Genomic DNA, 20,057 nt, shown 5'->3' on the forward strand with positions numbered 1-20,057 from the left:
TGAGGGGCCCCGCGAAGGGGACCCTACGCCGCGCGCGAAGCGCGCACCCGCTGCACGCGGGCACCGTCCATGGCCACAACCTCGAACCGCCATGCGGTAACGACAAACGCGTCGCCAGGTTCGGGCATGCGGCCCATGTGCTGCAGCACGAACCCAGCCAGGGTGGAGAAGCTGTTGTCGTCGGCGGCGAACTCGGTGGCCAGCAGATGGCCGACGCGGCGGAAATCCAGGCTGCCGTCGAACAGCCACGCACCATCGGACTCACTGACGGCGGCGGGATCGCCCTGGGCCTCGTCGGGGAATTCACCGGCGATCGCTTCCAGTACATCGGCTGGCGTGGCAAGGCCCAGCACGCTGCCGTATTCGTCCACCACGATCGCCACCTGCAACGGCGAGCGGCGGAATTCATCGATCAGGCGCAGCACGCTAAGCGATTCGAGCACGGTGATGGGCTTGCGCGCGATGGCATCGACATCCACCCGTCCGTGCTCGGCCAGGCTCGCCATCAGGTCGCGGGACGTGGCCAGGCCCACCAGGAAGTCCAGGTCGCCACGGGCAAGCGGCAGCCAGTGATGCTGCGACTGGCGGGCTTCGTCCTTGAGCGTCTGGAGGTCTTCGTCGGGGTCGATCCATACAATGGCCGTGCGGGGCGTCATGATCGAGCGCACGGGACGCTGCGAAAGATCGAGCACGCCCTGCACCATCGCCAGTTCGTCCTTGCCGAACACCGATTCGTTGCCGGCCTCAGGCTCCGTGGGCTTGCCGCGGGGGGTGTCTTCGTCGTCGCCACCGAGCATCCGCAACACGGCCTTGGCAGCCCGCGCACGCATGCCGCGCACGCCACCGGCGATGTTCTTCCGGCGGTTGCTGCGCATGGTCTGGTTGAACGTCTCGATCATGATCGAGAAGCCGATCGCGGCGTACAGGTAGCCCTTGGGAATGTGGAAGCCGAAGCCCTCGGCGATCAGGCTGAAGCCGATCATCAACAGGAAGCTCAGGCACAGGATCACCACCGTGGGCCGCGCGTTGACGAACTCCGTCAACGGCTTCGATGCCGTGATCATCAGCGCCATCGCCACCACCACGCCGATCATCATGATCGACAGGTGGTCGACCATGCCCACCGCGGTGATCACCGAATCGAGCGAGAACACTGCATCGAGCACCACGATCTGCACCACCACCAGCCAGAAGCTCGCCGGCTTCCCGCCGCGGCCATCGCCCTCGTCGCCGGCCTCCAGGCGCTCGTGCAGTTCCACGGTGGCCTTGAACAGCAGGAAGGCGCCACCGACGAGCAGGATGATGTCGCGCCACGACAGGCCGAAACCATGGATATCGAACAGCGGCTGGGTGAGCGCGATCAGCCATGACATCACCGCCAGCAGGCCAAGGCGCATCACCAGGGCCATGCCCAGGCCAAGCAAGCGCGCCCGGTCCCGGAGTCCCGGTGGAAGCTTATCGGCCAGGATGGCGACGAACACGAGGTTGTCGATGCCCAGCACGATCTCCAGGACGATCAACGTCAGGAGGCCTGCCCAGGCCGAGGGGTCGGATAACCAGTCGAAGACGAACATGGGTCGGCGGCGGGCGCCGGGGGTCCTCCATTCAGGAACCGTCGATAATACACGGCTGATAAGACACCCCTGCCGGAAGACGGCCTTGCGCCGGGACCACAGGGGAGCCACTTTGCCGACAAAGCCCAGCGGAACCTTACGTGAGCCACGCCATCGACTTTCCCACCCCTGCGACCCAGCCGCCCCCGCGCTGGTGGGAGGCGTTGGCGCTGATCGCGATCTATTTCCTCCTGCAGGTGGCCGTCGGCACCCTCGTCGGCCGGTCCATCCTGGCCATCGACAACCTGATGCTGGACTCAGGTTCCACAGGCCTGGCGCCGGCGCTGCGCCTACCCACGGTGGTCGTGGTCACCCTGACGCTTGCCACCGCGATGATCATGGCCCTGGTGCGCTGGCGCTGGAGCGCCTGGCTCGACGGCAGCCGCCTGCCGGGCCTGGGTTTCGTCCGCGCGTCGGACCGGTTCCTGGTCATGGCGGCGGGACTGGGCTTCGTCGTGCCCATTGTCGGCGGCATCCTGACCGGCTGGCTCGCCCACGGCCAGGACCTGGGCCAGACCATTACCGAAATCGGCCGCGGTACGCCCTTCGGCGCCCGGGTGGTGCTGTTGCTGGTGGTAGTGAGCGTAGGTCCGCTGGTGGAAGAAACCCTGTTCCGCGGGGTGTTCCTGGGCGCGCTTAGTCGTCATATGTCGTCGGCTTTCGCCATCACCGCCAGCGCGCTGCTGTTCGCCGTGGTCCACCTGCCCGACCTTCACGGCGCGGCCTATGCGCTGCCCAACCTGTTCCTGCTGGGCTGGGTGTGCGGGTGGCTGCGCGTGCGCAGCGGGTCGATCTGGCCGGCGGTACTGGCGCACGGGGCGAACAACCTCATCGCCGCCGGTGCGTGGTTCGTTGTCACGCACCAGCCATGACAAGCCGTTACCAGGCACGCTCCAGGGCGGCGACGTGGCGTTCCAGGCGCGGTCCCAGATAACAATGCGAGCCGCAGGGCAAGAGCCCCGCATCGCCGAACTGCCGCAAGTACCAAGCCGGCGCACGTGAGAAGAATCCGTCGTGGTCGCCGGCGACGTCATCCTTGCTGGTGTAGAGCTCCAGGAAGGCGATGCCCTCGAGCATCTCGCCAATGCCCGCAAGACCCTTACGGATCTCCGCCGGACGCAAATAGTGCAGGACATCGGTGCATACGATGAGGTCGAAACGATCATCGAAGCGCAGGTGTTCAAGCTGGCCGAATGTGGCAAGGCCAATGTTGCGGCTGCGGCCGAACCGCTGCACCACATAGGGACTGGCGTCCAGACCGCGGTATTCGATGCCGGGCCGCAGCTTCTTCAGCGCCGCCCGCCAGTTGCCTTCGCCGCAGCCCACGTCAAGCACGTTACGCAGGGGCCGGCCAAGGTAGTACTCGGCCTGGGCCACCACCATCGCCACCTTCCGCCCAAGCTCCGCGCGCGACTGCACGCTGTGGCGGGGGTTGCGGTACCACTTGTCGAAATAGCGGCGATCGTACTGCTTTTCGGCCATCGCGGCCCTCCTGGGAATGCGCTGCAAACGTGCATGGTAGCGGCGCCTTGACCCGGGGCACACACCTCGCGTTCCACGATAGCCTTTTCCGCTGCAAGGAGCCCAAATCCATGGCCATGGTCCGCATCCGCTTTACCGGCAATCGCGAGGAGGCCGACTCGCTGATCAATGTGCTGCACGGCATCGATGGCATTGAGCACGTCGAGGAAGTGGACGACATGATGCCGGCGATGCGTGACGATTCCAGTTCCAGCGAGAACTCCGACGACATGGGGGGTGGCAGCAGCACTTATTACGTGGAGGTGCTCGCGCCCAACCGCAGCCACGCCGATACCGTGCGTGAGGCGGCGGAACTCTACGCGCGCCGCTCGGGCTCGGGGGTAGAGATCGTCGACGAGTTCTAGCGGGGGTAAAAAACGCGAGCGTCCAGCCGGTGAATGCCGGCCGAACGTGCATGTAGACCGATTGCGGTCTGGCGCGTTTGTTTCTTGCGACCCAAGGAGAAGGATCCCCGCGTGACCCGACGCCACCTGATCGTTGCCCTGGCCCTCTTCCCGATGGCCTGCGCGCAAGCCGCGCCCCTCGGGCGTGATGACATCACCTGGCTTGCGCGCCTTGGCTTCGGCGCCGATAGCCAGATGCTCGAAACCTACCAGCGCGAGGGCCGCGAGGCTTTCCTGGAGGAACAATTGCAAGGCCGCGATACCTCGCTGCCGCCGGCCATCGACGCCTTCGTGAGCAGCCTCACCATAACGAAAACCCCGGTGCAGGAATTGGCCCTGCAATTCCGTGACGCCCAGCAGGTGATCCGGGCTATGCCCGATGGACCGGCACAGGTACAGGCGCGCAAGGACCAGCGCCAGCGCGGCCAGGTACTGGAGCAGGAAACCCAGGCCACCATCATGCTGCGCGAGATCTATGGGCGCGACCAGCTTCGCGAGCAGCTCACCTGGTTCTGGCTGAACCATTTCAGCGTCTTCGGCGACAAGGCGCGCGTGCGTCTTTTCGTTGGCGACTACGCCGACCGGGTGATCCGCCCCCAAGCCCTGGGCAAGTTCCGCGACCTGGTGATGGCAAGCCTGACCAGCCCCGCCATGCTCGATTACCTGGACAACTCGAAGAATGCCAAGGGCCACGTCAACGAGAACTACGCCCGCGAGCTGATGGAGCTGCATACGCTGGGCGTGGATGGTGGCTACACCCAGGCCGACGTGCAGCAGATGGCACTGGTGTTGACCGGCGTCGGCGTGAAACTCGACGACACAGCGCGCAAGCTCCCACCCAAGCTGTTGCCGTACTACCGGTACGAGAACCTGTTCGAATTCAACCCGGCGCGCCACGATTTCAGCGACAAGGTGCTGATGGGACGGCCGATCAAGGGCAGCGGCTTCGACGAGATCGAGCACGCGGTGACGCAGCTCACCCGCACGCCTGCGTGTGCGAAGTTCATTGCGCGCAAGATCGCCGTGTACTTCGCCGGTGACAACCCGCCACCCGCCCTGCTCAACCGCATGGCCGAAACGTTCCTGCGTACCGATGGGGATATCGCGCAGGTCATGCGCACCCTGTTCACCGCGCCGGAACTCAGCGCCATGCCGCCGGTGAAATTCAAGGACCCCAACCGTTTCATTGTTTCGGCGATGCGGCTTACCCTCGACGGCAAGCCGGTGGTGAATCCGATGCCGATGCTGCGCTGGGCGCAACAAATGGCGCAGCCCACCTTTGGCCGCCTGACGCCCGACGGCTGGTCGCTCGATGGCGGCGCGTGGAGCAGCTCCGGCCAGCTCAGCCGCCGCTTCGAAATCGCCCGTGCGATCGGCAGCGGCGCACCACAGCTCTTCGCGCCTGAGCCCTTGCCGGGCGACAAGACACCGCCGCCACGCCTGCCACCGCCGGACCTGAAAAATTCCCCGCTGGTCGCCGCCACCTTGATGCCATGGCTTTCCGAATCCACGAAAGCCGCCCTGGCGCAGGCGAAGTCGCCGGTGGAATGGAACACGTTTGTCTTAAGCAGTCCCGAGTTCAACCAGAGGTAGCCATGAACCGTCGACAATTCCTCCTGGCCAGCGCAGCAGCCGCCGCCGTTCCTGCCCTGGGCCTCGCGCCCGGACGGCTTTTCGCAGCGCCCGTGGACACGCCGCGCCTGCTGGTGGTGTTCCTGCGCGGCGGCTACGACGCCAACAACCTGCTGGTGCCGTATGGCAGCGACTTCTATTACCAGTCGCGGCCGAAGCTGGCGATCGCCAAACCCGATACCGCCAACCCCGACAGCGCCATCGCGCTTGACGGACATTGGGGCCTGGCACCGGCGGTGAAGGACACGGTGAAGCCGCTGTGGGACCGCAAGCAAGTGGCCTTCGTCCCGTTCTCAGGCACCACCGATCTATCGCGCAGTCATTTTGAAACCCAGGACAACATCGAGGCTGGCGAAGCGGACGGCCATTCGATGGCGCAGCGTTCGGGATTCCTGGCACGGCTGTCGGCAGTGATGAAACCCGCAAGCCCGATCGCCTTCACCGACTCCCTGCCGCTTTCCTTCCAGGGCGCCGGCGACATCCCGAACATCTCGCTGCGCGGTGCCGGCAAGGCCGCCTTCGACGACCGTCAATCGGCCCTGCTTGCCGGCATGTACCGCGGCACGCCACTCGAGCAGGCCGCCAGCGATGGCCTGAAGCTTCGGCAGCAGGTATCGGCGGACTTGACCCGTGAAATGGTGGCCTCCTCACGTGGCGCCGTCAGCGCCAAGGGCTTCGCGCTGGAGACCCAGCGCATGGCCACGCTGATGCGCGATCAATACCGGCTCGGCTTCGTCGACGTCGGGGGCTGGGACACGCATGTGAACCAGGGCGCGGCCAAAGGCCAGCTGGCCAATAACCTCGGCAACCTGGGCGCGGGGCTGGCGGCCTACGCCGATGCACTGGGCGAGGAATGGAACAACACCGTGGTAATCGTGGTATCTGAATTCGGCCGCACTTTCCGCGAGAACGGCAACCAGGGCACCGACCACGGCCACGGCACCACCTACTGGGTGCTCGGCGGCCGCGTGCGCGGCGGCCGCATCGCCGGCGACCAGGTGACCATCACCCAGCCCAACCTGCTGCAGGATCGCGACTACCCCGTGCTCAACAACTACCGCGACGTGATCGGCGGCCTGCTGGCCCGCGGCTGGGGCCTGTCGTCGAAGCAAGTGCAGCAGGTATTCCCGGGATCGAAGCCGAAGGACTTACAGCTGGTGTGACGAACCTGCTACGTTCGCCCCCTGACCAACGTTCGGGGAAGCTTAAGATGAAGACCCTCCTGCTTGCCGGCGCGGTTGCGCTGGGCCTGGCCACCGTCGCGGTGGCAAGCGACGCGACCAAGACGCCGTCGGCGAAGGACATCCTGGCCAAGTCGTCGCCACAGGATTGGCGCACGCCCGACCCGGAAAACCTGATTTACATGGACCTGCCGCAGGGCCGGGTGATCATCGAACTCGCCCCCGACTTCACTCCCCTGCACGCGGCCAATATCCGCACCCTCGTGCGCGAACACTACTTCGATGGCCTGGCGGTGATCCGCGTACAGGACAACTTCGTCACCCAGTGGGGCGACCCGGAAGAAGACGACAAGGCGAAGATGAAATCGCTGGGCAAGGCCAAGGCTTCCCTGCCCCCGGAATTCACCCGCCCGATCGACGCGAAGCTGGCCTGGACACCGTTGCCCGACGGCGATGTGTATGCGCCGGAAGTAGGTTTTTCCAACGGCTTCCCTGCAGCCCGCGACAAGGCCAGCGGCCAGGCGTGGCTGGCCCATTGTTATGGCGCGGTCGGCGTGGCGCGCGATGTCGGGCCCACCACCGGCAGCGGCAGTTCGCTGTACGCCATCATCGGCCAGGCCCCGCGCAATCTAGACCGCAACCTCGCCGTCGCCGGCAAGGTGATCAAGGGCATGGAGTTCCTTTCGGCCTACCAGCGTGGCGCGGAACCGATGGGTTTCTACAAGGATGCTGGCCAGCGCACTACGATCAAGAGCGTACGCATCGCCGCCGACGTGCCCGCCGCCGAGCGCACGCCGATCCAGGTATTGCGCACCGACTCGGCAACCTTCGCCGCAGTGGTGGACGCCAAGCGCAATCGCCACGACGACTTCTATACCTTGCCCGCAGGCAAGATCGACCTGTGCAACATCAACGTGCCGGTGCGCGAGAAACCCTAGCGGTAACCGGCGGCCTGCAGTTCGAAGAGTTCGGCGTATTGACCCCCGGCAGCCACGAGTTCCTCGTGGCTGCCCACTTCCACCACATGGCCATTGCCCAGCACCAGGATGCGGTCGGCCATGCGAACGGTGGAAAATCGGTGCGAGATGATCACCGCCGTTTTTCCCGCAGAGAGATCCTTGAAGCGCTGGAACACACCGTATTCGCTGCGCGCGTCCAGCGCCGCGGTGGGCTCGTCCAGGATCAACAAGGGCGCCGCGCGCATGTAGGCGCGGGCGATGGCGATCTTCTGCCACTCACCGCCGGACAGGTCCACTCCGCCCTTGAAGAATTTGCCCAGCATCTGGTCATAGCCCTTCGGTAGCTTGCCGATCACTTCATCGGCCATGCTGCGCGCGGCGGCATCCTCGATGCGGATCTTGTCATCGCGCGCATCGATGCGGCCCACGGCGATGTTCTCTCCCGCCTGCAGGTAATACCGCACGAAGTCCTGGAAGATCACACCGATATGTGCGCGCAGTTCCTCCAGGTCGTATTCGGCCAGCGGATGGCCGTCGAGCAGGATCTGCCCCTCGTCCGGGTCGTAAAGTCGCGAAAGAAGCTTCACGATGGTGGTCTTGCCCGCGCCGTTCTCGCCCACCAGTGCCAGCACCTCGCCAGCGCGAAGGGTGAAATCAAGATGGCGCACGGCCCAGCGCTCGGCACCGGGGTACCGGAAACCAACATCGACGAAACGGAAGCCCTCGCGCACCGGCACCGGGAACGGCCGGGCATCCTTCGGCGAGAGGATTTCCGGCTGGATGCGGAAGAACGAGAACAGGTCTTCCAGGTACAGCGCCTGCCCCGCCAATTGCGAGAAGCCCGAAAGCAAGCCATCAAGCAAGGTGCGCAGCCGCCGGAACGAGGCGGACAGGAAGGTGAGGTCGCCGATGGAAAATTCCCCATGCACCGTGCGCCAGGCGATCAGCGCATAGGCGCCGTAGTAGCCGAGCGTGCCCACCGTGGTGAACAGGCCGCCCCAGCTGGCGCGCCCCACGGCAATGCGTCGGTTGGCTGCGTACATCGCCCGGGACAGCGTGGCGAAGCGCTCGATCAGGAAGGGATTGAGGCCAAAGCTCTTCACCTCCTTGGCGGTGTTCGCGCTGGCGCCCACCATGCGCAGGTAATCCAGCTCGCGGCGTTCGGGTGTCCATTCGTAGTTCACCGCGTAGCTGCGCGCGTTGAAATGGATCTCGCCCAGGAACGCCGGCACCAGCGCCACCAGCAACAGCAGGATCAACCATGGCGTGTACACCGCAAGGCCGATGGCGAAACTCGCCATGGTCACGATGTCCTGGGCCTGGCCGAACAATTGCGAAAGCATGCCGCTGCGGCCAGCCACCTGGCGGCGCGCACGGTCCAGGCGGTCCTGCAGGTCTGCGTCTTCGAAGTCTTCCAGGTCCAGGCTTGCCGCGTGCTGCATCAACTCGATGCTGGTGCGGTTGGCGTAGAGCTCGGACAGCAGCGAATCCACCAGCGATACCACGCGGCCGAGCAGGTCCGCCCCCACCGCCAGCGCGAACTCGATACCGAGCAACCACCACAGGTGCTCGTAGTCGAGCACGCCGCCCGACAACGCCCCGCCGCGGATCAGCCGGGTGACCTCGTCGATGATCAGCTTGCCGACAAACAGCGTGGCCACCGGCAGCAAGGCACGCACCAGGCGCAGGCCAAGATCAAGCACCGTGAGCGTGCGGCTGGTACGCCAGATCGCCGCCAGGAACTGCGGCACGTTGGCCATCGCGCCCAGGCGCTCACGGAAACCCAGCGGCGGCGTAGGCTCGGGATGACCACCTTGCGTGCGGGATTGACGGGCCATCGATCAGGTTCCGGGCAAGATGCGAAGCGGCAAGGGTACGCCGTGTAAGGTAAGTGGAGTTATCACGGTCATTTACAACGACTTCGTACACCCGAAAGGACAGCACCCATGTTTGCCCGCCGTTTTCTCGTTCCCCTTCTTGCCGCCCTGGTTGGCACCTGCGCCATCCTGCCGGCGTCCGCGCAGCAGGCGCCGGAGTTCACCGGCATCGCCGGCTGGCTGAATTCCAAGCCGCTCACCATGCAGGGCCTGCGCGGCAAGGTGGTGCTGGTGGATTTCTGGGCGTACTCGTGCATCAACTGCATCCGCACCTTCCCGCACGTGACGCAGTGGTATGAGAAGTACAAGGACAAGGGCCTGGTGATCGTGGGCGTGCACGCGCCGGAATTCAACTTCGAACGCCAGGAAGGCAACGTGCGCGATGCGATCAAGCGCTACAACATCACCTACCCGGTGGCGCTGGATAACGACCTGAAAACCTGGGATGCGTTCTCCAACCAGTACTGGCCGGCGGAATACCTGATCGACAAGAACGGCAACATCATTTCCAAGCGGTTCGGCGAAGGCCACTACCTGGAAACGGAGAACCAGATCCGCACCCTGCTGGGCTTGCCGCCGCTTCAAGGCGATGAGGCACCCAGCACGCTGGGCATGGTGGGCAGCCCCGAGATGTATTTCGGCAGCGATCGCCAGGAGTTCCTGGCCAGCCCCGAGAGTGGCCGTCTGGGTACGCGCGACTTCACCGCGCCCACACGGCTTGAACTGAACAAGTTCGCGCTCGTCGGTGCCTGGGAGATCGGCCGCGAGAACGCCACCCTGGTGGGCGACCACGGCGAGATCCGCCTGCACTACAAGGCTGCGAAGCTGCACATGGTGGCAAGCGCCGTGACGCCCACCAAGCTTGAAATCATCGTCGACGGCAAGCCGCAGCCGCCGGTCACGGTCCAGGGCAGCATGCTGTACACCCTGGCGGACGGCGCCGACTACAAGGACCACGTGGTGACGATCAAGATACCCAAGGGATCGTTCCACGCCTTTACCTTCACCTTCGGCTGACCACCTGGCCCCTGGCAGTATTTTGCTTCCAGGGGGTTGTCTTTGGAATATCTAAGATATATCGTACGCCCACACCTACGATATATCGGAGATACATCCATGCGTTGGCACGACCGTTGGAACGAAGTCCGCGACCGCCTCCACGAGGCGCACGCCATGCACCACCACCATCACTTCATGGGCCGCCACGGCATGTTCGGCGGCGCTGGCCGCCGGGGCGGCGGCTTCTTTGGCGATGATGAAGACATGCGCGGAGGCCCGATGGGCGGCCGTGGCCGCATGTTCGGCCAGGGCGACCTGCGCCTGTTGCTGTTGGCCCTGATCGAACAGCAGCCGCGCCACGGCTATGAGCTGATCCGCACCATCGAGGAAATGGTCGGCGGCGGCTATTCGCCGAGCCCCGGCACCATCTACCCCACCCTGACCATGCTCGAGGAACTGGGCTACGCCGTGGTCGAGGCCACCGACGGCGGCAAGAAGCGCTACGCCATTACGCCTGAAGGCGTGGTCTGGCTTGACGGCAATCGCGCCGAAGTCGAGACGCTGATGAAGCGTATGCAGGACAACGCGCACCGCATGCACAAGATGAATGCGCCCAACGACGTGCGCCAGGCCATGCATGAGATCAAGCATGCCCTGTTCGCCCGCGCCGGTGCGTGGAGTGTCGATGAAGCCGCGCGGATCACCGCCATCCTGCGCAAGGCCGCCGCCGCCATCGCCAGTGGAGACAAGGCATGACGGTAGCCACCCACGAAAGCCGGCGCGTCCGGCATACGCTGGTGTTCCGCCATGTGCAGGTGCTTGCGGTGCAGGACATCACGCCATCGATGCGCCGCGTCACCCTCGGCGGCGAGGAGCTCGATGGTTTCGTGAGCGCCGCACCGGACGATCACGTCAAGCTGTTCTTCCCCGTCAACGGCGAGCCCTTGCCACGTCCGACCATGGGCGCGGAGGGGCTTCAGTTCCCCGAGGGCGTCGCGCGACCCCCGATGCGCGACTACACGCCGCGTCATTTCGATGCCGCGGCGTGCACGCTCGACATCGACTTCGTGCTGCACGGCGATGGCCCGGCCGCAAGCTGGGCTGCCACGGCCGCGCCCGGCCAGGTGATCGGCCTGGGTGGCCCGCGCGGCTCGATGCTGGTGGCCGATGATTTCGACCACTACGTGATGGTGGGCGATGAAACCGCCCTGCCCGCGATCAGCCGCTGGCTCGAGGAACTTCCCGCCAGCGCCAACGCCACGGTGCTGGTGGAGATCGCCGACGAGCGCGATCGCCAGACCTTCGAGTCACGCGCCAACGTGCAGGTGACGTGGATGCATCGTGATGGCACGCCGCCAGGCGGTGGCACCTTGCTGCAGGATGCACTTGCCGCGCTACCCCTGCCCGAAGGCGACGTGTTCTGGTGGATCGCTACCGAATCACGGCGTGCCCGGTTGATCCGGCAGTCGCTGGTGGCGCGTGATGGCGTGAATGCCGAATGGGTGAAGGCCACCGGTTACTGGCAGCTGGATCCCGCGGACGACTGAACCCGTATTAAGGTTCACGCACGGCAAACGACATAATTTTGCCGTCCGCTCCGTTATGCCTAGTCGCTGGACAGGCAAGGCGGCGGAGATCCACGATGAAACGCGGCAGGAAAATACTGGCTTGGGTGCTTGGCATCGTGCTGTTGCTTATCGTGATCGGAGTGATCGTGATCGCCACCTTCGACTGGAACCGGGCCAAGCCCTACGTCAACGAGAAAGTCTCCGAGGCGATTGGCCGGCCCTTCGCCATCAATGGCGACCTGAGCGTGCACTGGGCGCGAGAGGCTTCGGAAACCGGTATCGGCTCGATCGTGCCGTGGCCGGAATTCACCGCGCGGGACATCACCGTCGCCAACCCCGACTGGGCCAAGACACCGACATTCGCAAAGCTCGACGCCGTGCAATTCCGCTTGAGGTCGCTGGGCCTGCTGCACCACCGCATCGTGATCCCCCACCTGCAGCTGACCGCCCCTACCATCGACCTTGAGCGCGTGAAGGACGGCCGCGACAACTGGACCTTCAAGATGCCCGAGAGCACCGGGCCATCCGAATGGGCCATGGAGCTCAACGAGGTCGGCTTCGACAAGGGCCACATCGAGCTGGTGGATGCCGCCACCGCGCTGTCGATGAAGATCGACGTTTCACAACTGGAAAAAGCCATCCCGTTCTCGGACATCATGGCCCAGCAGGAACAGGCCTCGCGCGACCAGGCCGGCGCCACGGTGGGCACCTCGAAAGACCTGCGCAAGAACAAGGCCGGCAAGGACGACCGCGCCGATGAAACCAAGCAGCGCCAGACCTACGCCTTCGGCTGGAAGATGTCGGGCAGTTTCCACGGTGCGTCCATCCAGGGTAGCGGCAAGACGGGCAGCGTGCTGGCCCTGCGCGAGGCCACCAAGCCGTTCCCGGTGCAGGCCGATACGCGCATCGGCGATACGCACATCGCCATCGTCGGCACGCTCACGGACCCCGTGAACCTGGGCGCGCTGGACGTGCGCCTGTGGTTCTCCGGCAACAGCATGTCCAATCTTTACGCCATCACCGGCATCACCCTGCCCGACACGCCGCCCTTCGCCACCGAAGGCCATCTGATTGCCAATCTGAAGAAAGGCAACAGCGTGTACCGCTACCAGGACTTCACCGGGCGCGTGGGCGGCAGCGACATCACCGGCTCACTCACTTTCAACGGCGGCGGCCCCCGGCCGAAGCTCACGGGCAACCTCACCTCGCACCTGCTGCTGTTCTCGGATCTGGCGCCCCTGATCGGCGCCGACTCCAACAAGGAAAAAGCCCAGCGCGGCGATGCCACCCAGCAACCCGCCGACAAGGCGCTGCCGGTTGAGCCGTTCCGCACCGATCGCTGGAAGGCAATGGATGCCGATGTCACGTTCTCGGGCGAAAAGATCATCCAGGATGCCAAGCTGCCCATCACCTCGCTGCAGACCCACATGGTGATGGACAACGGCGTGCTCAGCCTGCAGCCGCTGAAGTTCGGCATGGCCGGAGGCACGGTGGACAGCACGATCGGCCTGAATGGCCAGGCCGTGCCGATGAAGGGCACCATCAAGATGTCCGCTCGGCATATGAAGCTGAAGGAACTCTTCCCGGGCTTCGCCCCGATGCAGACGAGCCTGGGCGAACTCAACGGCGATGCCGCCCTCTCGGCCACGGGAAATTCGGTGGCGGCCCTGCTTGGCTCGTCCAATGGCGAAATCAAGATGCTGATCAACGACGGCGCCATCTCCAAATCGTTGCTGGAAATCGCAGGCCTCAACGTCGGCAACTATGTCGGCGCCAAGCTCTTCGGCGACAAGACCGTGAAGATCAACTGCGCCGCCACCGACCTGACCGCCACCAACGGCCTGGTCGACGCCCGCCTGTTCGCCTTCGACACCGAGGACGCCATCATCAATGTATCGGGCACGGTGGACCTCAAGACCGAGAAGCTTGATCTGGACATCGTTCCCCACACCAAAGGCTTCCGCGTGTTCTCGCTGCGCTCGCCGCTATACGTGCACGGGACGCTGAAGAATCCAAGCCCGGGCGTGCACGCCGGCCCGCTGATCCTGCGTGGTGGCGGCGTGGTGGCGGCGGCGGTGATCGCTCCGGTGGCGGTTCTGCTGCCGCTGATCGCGCCTAGCCACAACAAGGACGAGAACACCTGTGGCACGCTGCTGGATCAGGTGAAGAATTTGCCGCCGAAGGCGCCGCCGGCGGGGAAGACGCAGCCAGCGAAGTAGCCTGGAGCCAGGATGCTGCCCCAACCTAGGCGGACTTCTTCAGGAATATCCAGAAACCGCCTAGCGGAAGGTCGGCGTGATTGGATACAACGATCCTGTGAGAAATCTCAAAATCGCTGGGGAAGTCAGAAATGACTTCTGTCTCGATGGTCCGGGTCTCGATGGAATCCGCACCGCCACTTCGATAGCCACCTGGCCGGATCGGAAGCTATAGAAAGAAAAAACCGCGACCAGAACAAATGGCGAGATAGAGAGAATGACGCGAACCATCAAGAATCTCTTTCGCAAGGAACCGGGGCAGAACTTTTTCGGGACGTCCGAATCAAAGACCAATTGAACGATCGCTATTCAACTTCCGCTCCGAGGTACTCGAAATATTCAGGATCGACCTTTTCAAGTTCGAACAGGATGCGACGGGCTGCAAAGTAATAGATCAGCGCATAGATAGCCCCGATTCCGATGACGATACTAGCGCTCATGAAACGTTGTCCTACTGCTGGAAACAGCCCCACCCATCATTCCGCCCTCCAAGCGGGGCAGCTACTGCATCGAGCTCATTCTCAAAGTCCGTAATGCCATCGTGGGTAGGCAACATGTGTTTTACGACCACGATGTCCCATGGCAACTCCGGGTCAGCACGGGTTTCGTCGACCTTTACTCGATAGCCCGCATTTGCGAAGTGCGCGCTAAACGTCATGGCGGAATCCTCATCCGGCATGATGACTGTGAAGTCGATATGCCGCGGCTTGGATAGATCGTCGCCCTGCTCTGCTATATAGCGCAGCACTTGGCCATTCTCGTCATCTTGGACTCGATCAGTCATCGAATGCGCACGCCAACCTTAGTGAGGGGGAGTCCAGGCGAGTGCTTCGGACAATGTCAACACGTCGTAAGCCTTTCCCAGTAAATCCATTTCATCTGGGTCTACAGTAGATTTCAGGCTGCACCCCTTAGTGTCATCAATGGATATAACCAGTTTTGACTCACCTCCGTCATTGCTGAAGATCACGCCACGTAGCGCTGTGCCTGCAGAAATGGCTGCGTCAGGAATTTCCGATAGGGCGCCACATTCTTCGACAATTTGATCAAAATTTTCAGGTACTTCACCAGGCTTGGCAGGACGGGTCCAGTCTGTTTCGAGTAGAAAACGCAATTCAGAAAACGTTGGGGTGGCGCCAGCCTTAACCAAGCTAGGCGGTACGCTCTCCAGATGATCTATAGATATTCCATAAACTTCAAACTTAAATTCGACGTCGAAATAGTTCCACTCTAGGGCTAGCCAATTACCGTCTTCTTTTTGAAAAAACACCTTTAACCATTTTTGGCTACTTTCACTGTCAACAAAGTATGGGCCGGCCCTTACATTTGTCAGGTCGCCTAGGCCCTCGCCCCTTGGTAAGAAGTTCTTCCATATCTTCATGATGTAGGCTTCAGCGCCACCCGAGTTTCAAGAACCATCGCCCAATCCGGCACCGCGCGCGCACCTCACGCATACACCCAGTCTCCGACTTCCACCGCCCCAGTGCTTCAAGCGAGCTAGCCACGCGCAACACATTGTGTACCAGATCATTCCTCCGCTGCCGAACGCGCCCCAGCCGACACAGCCAGCGACGAAGGGGATCGTGGCGTGCCGGGCTCGAAAAACCGCGTACCGGAACGACTCGGACTAGCCCCGCACCGACGTCGCCGCCAAAGGCGACGCACGGGCGCCGCGGATTACTCGTGTGGATCACTACACCACTTCAACAGCTAACGACGCAAAGCGTCATAGACGTCAGTATTCTCCGCGTCCAAGCGCGACTCAAACAACTGCCAACCGTTCTCTTGAACGAACAAGACTTCGCTGGTGGTTATCGGTGTAAGCCAAACGAATACCGTCGGAGGATCGGTGCCCTCGTAGACGTCGAACGCATCATCAAACTGAATCGGCGACGTGCAATAGAGAGCAGTTACGCCCGTAGACGTAATGGCTTCAGCGGGTAGTTCAATAAGATCACCCTTCGCGTAGGCAGCATGTCGCGAAAGACAAATTTCGCAGATAAAAAATAGAAGTGAGTTAACTGCGGAATCTGGAATGGTGCGGCGATGGCTAAACACGAATTCCTGGCGTACATCCTTTCCCGAAGGAAGACGAAGTACATGCTTGCCGAGGCCTATCGTGATCCATGTATCAACCTCAGGATCAGGAACCCCGCGAATTGTGGCAAGCCTTAAATCAATTTCGCCGGCACTATCATCCCAAACGTCAGTAGGCGCGCCTACATAGGTCCGGATGTGATCAATTATAGTCATTAGTTGTCGGACCGGTTACATGACACGCAGCGAAGACGAGTATCGGAATTGTAGTCGTCGAGGACCTCTTGGCGCGTCGGCTTAGGATCACGATCTTTCCATTTCGGATCGTGATCAACGTCCCAGTCGCGCTTGCCTTCTTTTGGAGCGACTTTAACGTCTTTGCCGCACGTTGGGCACGCCTTCGTCCCCGATTTCGAACCTTCTTTTGCGCTCTCCCACGCGTTCTTTACGGTTGACGTTCGAACTCTTGTAGGTCTTGCGTTGATCTTGGCAGCATCTTCGATCACCTCAACGACTTTCGCCGCTGCTTTCCCTAATTTAGCAATCTTTCCGACTGGCATCACGCCCGCGGCTTCCACGGCCCAGCCGCCAGCTCCGCAACCGTCTAGAGCACAGCCAAGGCCAGGGACAACGGTCTTCGCGAGTTCCTTGCTGTCTTCCTCGGGAAGGTCGTGTTGCACAGGCATGCCCATCAATGCCTGTCGACCGTCGGGGTCGGTATTGTTTACAGGATTGTTGAGCGCATAGACATAGGGATTCAGGGCAAACTTGTCACCCGCCGTATAACCTGCGGGATCGCGGCTAAGGAAGCGCCCCACCTCCGGATCGTAGTAACGCTGCTGCATGTAAACGAATTTGGAATCGACATCGTTCACATGCCCGGTATACCCGGGCCCTTGCTCTGACGTCCCAAGCGCCTGCGCGCCATAAGCGCGATAGTCCACCCTCGTCAGTACAACGCCGTTCTCGTCGGTCGTTGCCAGGGGTGTGCCCTGTTCATTCGTGTAGTAGTAGGTGACTTTTTCTGCGGCCCAGGCGTTGCCTAGCAAAGCCAGAAGCAACGTCAGGAATATCCCGCCTCGAGTAATAACTCTGGCTACCCGTCTAGCGGGTAGCGGGCGCATTCCTGCGCAACGAACGTCCAACATGTAGTTCCCCTATTCCCCGGCACCATTCAGGGTGCGGCCGGAAGATAGCAAGAACTTACGAATCGCATCACTGCGCGCAGTGATGGCGATTGGGCCCAGGAAGAGTCAAACCGCTCAAACCATTGAATCAGTTAATGCTTCCTGGAACTCTTGCCGAAAACGTACATGTCACTGTGGTTGGAATCCTGGGACCAACGCAGTGCTACCCAAGCGTCGATATAGCAACCTCTATAGCCGGCCCGGCGGACCTTGCGATGACGACTATGCGCAAGCACTCATGCTCGCGACTCGCGATTCCAGTACCGCCGCCCATTCGGGCGCCTGCGCGCACACCTCACGCATATACCCAATCTCCGACTTCCAAAGCCCCAATGTTTCCGGCGAACAAGCCACCCGCAGTACGTTATGAACCAGGTTATTCCTTCGCTGCCGAACACGCCCCAGCCGACGCAGCCAGCGGCGGAACTCCACCAGGGTGGTGTCCCGCCGATCATAGAGAAGCTGTGCTACTTCGTGCAGAGTCGCCAGCTGGCTAGCGAGGTTCAGGCGCCTTAGCACCGGTTGCGAAAGCTCGAGGCTTGCGTTGGGCAGGCACACGGCGATGCACGATTCCAGGGAGGCTTCCACCCTTGCGGACAGCACCATGATTTCGCCGACGAGGGCGTAGAGTTCGTTTTCATCCGTGATTGGCATTGATGCTCCGGGGCCGTGGCCACCCCCGCGAAGGGGTGGCGGCGTGCCGGGCTCGAAAAACCGCGTTATCGGAAACGGTCCGGGCAAAGCCCGCACCGGCACGCCGCCATAGGCGACGCACAGGCGCCGCGAATTGCTCGCGGCGCCTGTCCGATAACAAACGGGCTTTCGAGACCCGGTTACCTCGACCGAGGTAACCCTGCAATGGTGCCCGTCTGCGACGCTGGCAGTCGATAGTAAGCGTCTTAAAGTTCGCCAGCTTTTTCCATCGCATCTTGCTCAATCTTCCGGCTATCGAGCCAGGAGATTGCTACCATGCCTCCCAATGCAACCCCTCGCCAAAGCCCGCCTGCAGATCCACTTCTGCGTCCTCCTGTGGGGCTTTACGGCCATCCTGGGCAAGGCCATCAAGCTTGACGCCCTGTCGCTGGTGACCTGGCGCATGGCGCTGGTGACCGGTGCACTGTTGCTGGTGCCGCGCGTATGGCGATCGCTGCGGGCGATGCCGCTTCGGCTGCTCAGTGCCTACGCCGGCATCGGCGTATTGGTAGCCATCCACTGGCTTACCTTCTACGCCTCGATCAAGCTGGCCAATGCCTCGGTGGGTGCCACCTGCATCGCACTGGCGCCGGTATTCCTGTCACTGGTGGAACCCTGGGTGGCACGGCGACCGTTCAATCCGCGCGAGCTTCTGCTTGGCGTGGCCGTGGTGCCCGGCGTAGCGTTGGTGGTCGGTGGCGTGCCTGCGCACATGTATGCGGGCATCGCCGTGGGTGTGGTCTCGGCGCTTTTCTGCGCGCTGTTCGCCTCGCTCAACAAGCGGCTGGTGGAGCATGCCGACCCGCTTACCGTCACCTGCCTGGAACTGGGCACTGGCGGCATATTCCTGGCGCTGTTCATGCCTTTTTTCGGCTTCCAGATACCCACCGGGCACGATGCATCGCTACTGGTGTTGCTGGCCTACGGCTGCACCCTCTTGCCCTTCGCCCTGGCCCTGGTGTCGCTGCGGCATCTGACCGCCTTTGGCGTGCAGATGGTGACCAACCTGGAGCCGGTGTACGCCATCGTGCTGGCGGTGCTGCTGCTGGGCGAGCAGCGCGAACTGGGCATCGCGTTCTATGCGGGCGTGGTGGTGATCCTGTCCGCGGTGTTCGCGTACCCGTATCTTTCGCGCGAAACGAAGCCGGTGCCGGAGTTGATCGGCACCAGCGAAACGCACGGGTGACGATCAGATCAGCTTGATCTCGCGCAACCGCTCCTGCAGGTACTCGTGCGCCGTGATCGGCTCGGGGTAGCGGTTGGGATGCGCCGCATCCACGCACGAAGGCAGCACGTCGATCAGGAAATCCGGGTTCGGGTGCAGGAAGAACGGCACCGAGTAACGCGGCTTGCGTGCATTGGCGTTGGGCGGGTTCACCACGCGGTGCGTGGTGGACGGGTACACGTGGTTGGTCAGGCGCTGCAGCATGTCGCCGATGTTCACCACGATGGCATCGCCCTCGGTGGTGATGGGCAACCACTCGCCCTCGCGCGTGAGCACTTCCAGGCCTTCGGCACTGGCGCCCACCAGAAGGGTGATCAGGTTGATGTCTTCGTGCGCGCCGGCGCGCTCGTTGGGGATATTGTCCTGCTCGATCGGCGGATAGTGGATCGGGCGCAGGATGGAATTGCCCTGGTCGGTCTTGTCGGCGAAGTAGTCTTCCGGCTGGCCGATGTGCAGGGCGAGGGCCTTGAGCACCCGCGAACCTAAGCTATCGAGCGCCTCGAACAGGCCATAGCCGTGCTGCTTGAAACCGGGTACTTCTTCCGGCCATAGGTTCGGTGCCATCACGTCGGCGTATTTCGAATCGCGGGGAATTTCCCGGCCGATGTGCCAGAACTCCTTCAAGTCCGGCAGCTTCGAATCCTTGGCGGTTTCCACCTTGAACGGCGTGTAGCCGCGCGCACCGCCGCCACCGGGGACGTGATACTTGCGCTTGGTGGCGTCGGGCAAGGCGAAGAAACGCACGAAATTATCGTAGGCGGCATCGATATCCTGGCGCGGGATGCCGTGCCCGGAAATGCAGCAGAAGCCGAATTCCCTATAAGCGGCGCCAAGTTCCGCCACGAATGCCTCGCGGTCGGTATCGTAGCGACGGATATCCAGGGTAGGTACGTGTTTCATGCG

Annotated in this window: 20 protein-coding genes; 10 read left to right on the forward strand and 10 right to left on the reverse strand. The window is 62.7% G+C overall.

Annotated features, from left to right (window positions below; genetic code table 11):
- Positions 1-23: 23 nt before the first annotated feature.
- Positions 24-1,574 carry a TerC family protein gene (locus tag NDK18_RS10515; RefSeq protein WP_250623469.1) on the reverse strand — a complete coding sequence of 517 codons (1,551 nt, stop codon included), beginning with the start codon at positions 1,572-1,574 and terminating at the stop codon, positions 24-26.
- Between the two features lie 140 nt (positions 1,575-1,714).
- Here NDK18_RS10515 and NDK18_RS19415 point away from each other — a divergent pair, with 140 nt between their 5' ends.
- Positions 1,715-2,485: a CPBP family intramembrane glutamic endopeptidase gene (locus NDK18_RS19415; RefSeq protein ID WP_250627756.1), complete on the forward strand. Its 771-nt coding sequence runs from the start codon at positions 1,715-1,717 to the stop codon at positions 2,483-2,485.
- 7 nt (positions 2,486-2,492) lie between these two features.
- On the opposite strand, the gene NDK18_RS10525 is transcribed toward NDK18_RS19415, so the two are convergent.
- On the reverse strand, positions 2,493-3,095 hold the full coding sequence (locus NDK18_RS10525; protein ID WP_250623471.1) for a class I SAM-dependent DNA methyltransferase: 603 nt from the start codon (positions 3,093-3,095) through the stop codon (positions 2,493-2,495).
- Positions 3,096-3,205: 110 nt separating this feature from the next.
- On the opposite strand from NDK18_RS10525, the gene NDK18_RS10530 reads away from it, so the two are divergent.
- The 4 genes from NDK18_RS10530 (at position 3,206) to NDK18_RS10545 (ending at position 7,289) form a co-directional block, all read left to right on the forward strand.
- Positions 3,206-3,499, forward strand: coding sequence for a hypothetical protein (locus NDK18_RS10530; protein WP_250627757.1), 294 nt, complete (start codon positions 3,206-3,208; stop codon positions 3,497-3,499).
- Positions 3,500-3,610: 111 nt separating this feature from the next.
- Positions 3,611-5,131: a DUF1800 domain-containing protein gene (locus NDK18_RS10535; protein ID WP_250627758.1), complete on the forward strand. Its 1,521-nt coding sequence runs from the start codon at positions 3,611-3,613 to the stop codon at positions 5,129-5,131.
- 2 nt (positions 5,132-5,133) lie between these two features.
- Positions 5,134-6,333, forward strand: a complete 1,200-nt coding sequence (locus tag NDK18_RS10540; protein WP_250623474.1) for a DUF1501 domain-containing protein — start codon at positions 5,134-5,136, stop codon at positions 6,331-6,333.
- A gap of 47 nt (positions 6,334-6,380) precedes the next feature.
- Entirely contained in the window at positions 6,381-7,289 is a 909-nt protein-coding gene (locus tag NDK18_RS10545) for a peptidylprolyl isomerase (RefSeq protein ID WP_250623475.1), read from the forward strand.
- Here the strand turns inward: NDK18_RS10545 and NDK18_RS10550 are convergent.
- Complete coding sequence (locus NDK18_RS10550) at positions 7,286-9,148, reverse strand: ABC transporter ATP-binding protein (RefSeq protein WP_250623476.1); 1,863 nt, start codon at positions 9,146-9,148, stop codon at positions 7,286-7,288. The genes NDK18_RS10545 and NDK18_RS10550 overlap by 4 nt on opposite strands.
- Positions 9,149-9,256: 108 nt before the next feature.
- Between NDK18_RS10550 and NDK18_RS10555 the strand changes: the two genes are divergently transcribed.
- From NDK18_RS10555 to NDK18_RS10570, 4 genes are all read left to right on the forward strand, one after another.
- Positions 9,257-10,204, forward strand: coding sequence for a thioredoxin family protein (locus NDK18_RS10555; RefSeq protein ID WP_250627759.1), 948 nt, complete (start codon positions 9,257-9,259; stop codon positions 10,202-10,204).
- A 99-nt stretch (positions 10,205-10,303) separates the two neighbouring features.
- Complete coding sequence (locus NDK18_RS10560) at positions 10,304-10,942, forward strand: PadR family transcriptional regulator (protein ID WP_250627760.1); 639 nt, start codon at positions 10,304-10,306, stop codon at positions 10,940-10,942.
- Positions 10,939-11,733, forward strand: coding sequence for a siderophore-interacting protein (locus NDK18_RS10565; RefSeq protein ID WP_250627761.1), 795 nt, complete (start codon positions 10,939-10,941; stop codon positions 11,731-11,733). The genes NDK18_RS10560 and NDK18_RS10565 overlap by 4 nt, the downstream gene beginning before the upstream one ends.
- Positions 11,734-11,828: 95 nt before the next feature.
- The gene (locus NDK18_RS10570; protein WP_250627762.1) at positions 11,829-13,973 is read left to right on the forward strand and encodes an AsmA family protein; all 2,145 of its coding nucleotides are present in this window, start codon (positions 11,829-11,831) and stop codon (positions 13,971-13,973) included.
- 344 nt (positions 13,974-14,317) lie between these two features.
- Here the strand turns inward: NDK18_RS10570 and NDK18_RS19335 are convergent, their stop codons facing one another.
- From NDK18_RS19335 to NDK18_RS10595, 6 genes are all read right to left on the reverse strand, one after another.
- Positions 14,318-14,452: a hypothetical protein gene (locus tag NDK18_RS19335; RefSeq protein WP_284691725.1), complete on the reverse strand. Its 135-nt coding sequence runs from the start codon at positions 14,450-14,452 to the stop codon at positions 14,318-14,320.
- Positions 14,453-14,463: 11 nt separating this feature from the next.
- A complete protein-coding gene (locus tag NDK18_RS10575; RefSeq protein WP_250627763.1) occupies positions 14,464-14,796 on the reverse strand; it encodes a ribonuclease E inhibitor RraB in 333 nt (110 codons plus the stop codon).
- A gap of 18 nt (positions 14,797-14,814) precedes the next feature.
- The gene (locus NDK18_RS10580; protein ID WP_250627764.1) at positions 14,815-15,393 is read right to left on the reverse strand and encodes a hypothetical protein; all 579 of its coding nucleotides are present in this window, start codon (positions 15,391-15,393) and stop codon (positions 14,815-14,817) included.
- A gap of 329 nt (positions 15,394-15,722) precedes the next feature.
- Positions 15,723-16,265: a suppressor of fused domain protein gene (locus NDK18_RS10585; RefSeq protein WP_250627765.1), complete on the reverse strand. Its 543-nt coding sequence runs from the start codon at positions 16,263-16,265 to the stop codon at positions 15,723-15,725.
- On the reverse strand, positions 16,265-17,110 hold the full coding sequence (locus tag NDK18_RS10590; protein ID WP_250627766.1) for an RHS repeat-associated core domain-containing protein: 846 nt from the start codon (positions 17,108-17,110) through the stop codon (positions 16,265-16,267). Before NDK18_RS10590 ends, NDK18_RS10585 begins: the two co-directional genes overlap by 1 nt.
- 348 nt (positions 17,111-17,458) lie before the next feature.
- Complete coding sequence (locus NDK18_RS10595; RefSeq protein WP_250627767.1) at positions 17,459-17,890, reverse strand: hypothetical protein; 432 nt, start codon at positions 17,888-17,890, stop codon at positions 17,459-17,461.
- Between the two features lie 325 nt (positions 17,891-18,215).
- Between NDK18_RS10595 and NDK18_RS10600 the strand changes: the two genes are divergently transcribed.
- Entirely contained in the window at positions 18,216-19,115 is a 900-nt protein-coding gene (locus NDK18_RS10600) for a DMT family transporter (protein ID WP_250627768.1), read from the forward strand.
- 3 nt (positions 19,116-19,118) lie between these two features.
- Here NDK18_RS10600 and NDK18_RS10605 read toward each other — a convergent pair whose 3' ends face one another.
- The gene (locus NDK18_RS10605; protein ID WP_250627769.1) at positions 19,119-20,054 is read right to left on the reverse strand and encodes an isopenicillin N synthase family dioxygenase; all 936 of its coding nucleotides are present in this window, start codon (positions 20,052-20,054) and stop codon (positions 19,119-19,121) included.
- Between the last annotated feature and the right edge of the window lie 3 nt (positions 20,055-20,057).

The sequence above is a fragment of the Pinirhizobacter soli genome, from assembly GCF_015905305.1.
GTDB classification, from domain to species: domain Bacteria; phylum Pseudomonadota; class Gammaproteobacteria; order Xanthomonadales; family Rhodanobacteraceae; genus Pinirhizobacter; species Pinirhizobacter soli.

Bases quoted from the DNA above. Each gene is read 5' to 3' on its own strand.
- NDK18_RS10515 (WP_250623469.1), bottom strand. From the start codon at position 1,574: ATGTTCGTCTTCGACTGGTTATCCGACCCCTCGGCCTGGGCAGGCCTC.
- NDK18_RS10570 (WP_250627762.1), top strand. From the start codon at position 11,829: ATGAAACGCGGCAGGAAAATACTGGCTTGGGTGCTTGGCATCGTGCTG.
- NDK18_RS10580 (WP_250627764.1), bottom strand. From the start codon at position 15,393: ATGAAGATATGGAAGAACTTCTTACCAAGGGGCGAGGGCCTAGGCGAC.
- NDK18_RS10545 (WP_250623475.1), top strand. From the start codon at position 6,381: ATGAAGACCCTCCTGCTTGCCGGCGCGGTTGCGCTGGGCCTGGCCACC.
- NDK18_RS10540 (WP_250623474.1), top strand. From the start codon at position 5,134: ATGAACCGTCGACAATTCCTCCTGGCCAGCGCAGCAGCCGCCGCCGTT.
- NDK18_RS10565 (WP_250627761.1), top strand. From the start codon at position 10,939: ATGACGGTAGCCACCCACGAAAGCCGGCGCGTCCGGCATACGCTGGTG.
- NDK18_RS19335 (WP_284691725.1), bottom strand. From the start codon at position 14,452: ATGAGCGCTAGTATCGTCATCGGAATCGGGGCTATCTATGCGCTGATC.
- NDK18_RS10585 (WP_250627765.1), bottom strand. From the start codon at position 16,265: ATGACTATAATTGATCACATCCGGACCTATGTAGGCGCGCCTACTGAC.
- NDK18_RS10605 (WP_250627769.1), bottom strand. From the start codon at position 20,054: ATGAAACACGTACCTACCCTGGATATCCGTCGCTACGATACCGACCGC.
- NDK18_RS10600 (WP_250627768.1), top strand. From the start codon at position 18,216: ATGCAACCCCTCGCCAAAGCCCGCCTGCAGATCCACTTCTGCGTCCTC.
- NDK18_RS10530 (WP_250627757.1), top strand. From the start codon at position 3,206: ATGGCCATGGTCCGCATCCGCTTTACCGGCAATCGCGAGGAGGCCGAC.
- NDK18_RS10525 (WP_250623471.1), bottom strand. From the start codon at position 3,095: ATGGCCGAAAAGCAGTACGATCGCCGCTATTTCGACAAGTGGTACCGC.
- NDK18_RS10550 (WP_250623476.1), bottom strand. From the start codon at position 9,148: ATGGCCCGTCAATCCCGCACGCAAGGTGGTCATCCCGAGCCTACGCCG.
- NDK18_RS10560 (WP_250627760.1), top strand. From the start codon at position 10,304: ATGCGTTGGCACGACCGTTGGAACGAAGTCCGCGACCGCCTCCACGAG.
- NDK18_RS10575 (WP_250627763.1), bottom strand. From the start codon at position 14,796: ATGACTGATCGAGTCCAAGATGACGAGAATGGCCAAGTGCTGCGCTAT.
- NDK18_RS10595 (WP_250627767.1), bottom strand. From the start codon at position 17,890: ATGCCAATCACGGATGAAAACGAACTCTACGCCCTCGTCGGCGAAATC.
- NDK18_RS10555 (WP_250627759.1), top strand. From the start codon at position 9,257: ATGTTTGCCCGCCGTTTTCTCGTTCCCCTTCTTGCCGCCCTGGTTGGC.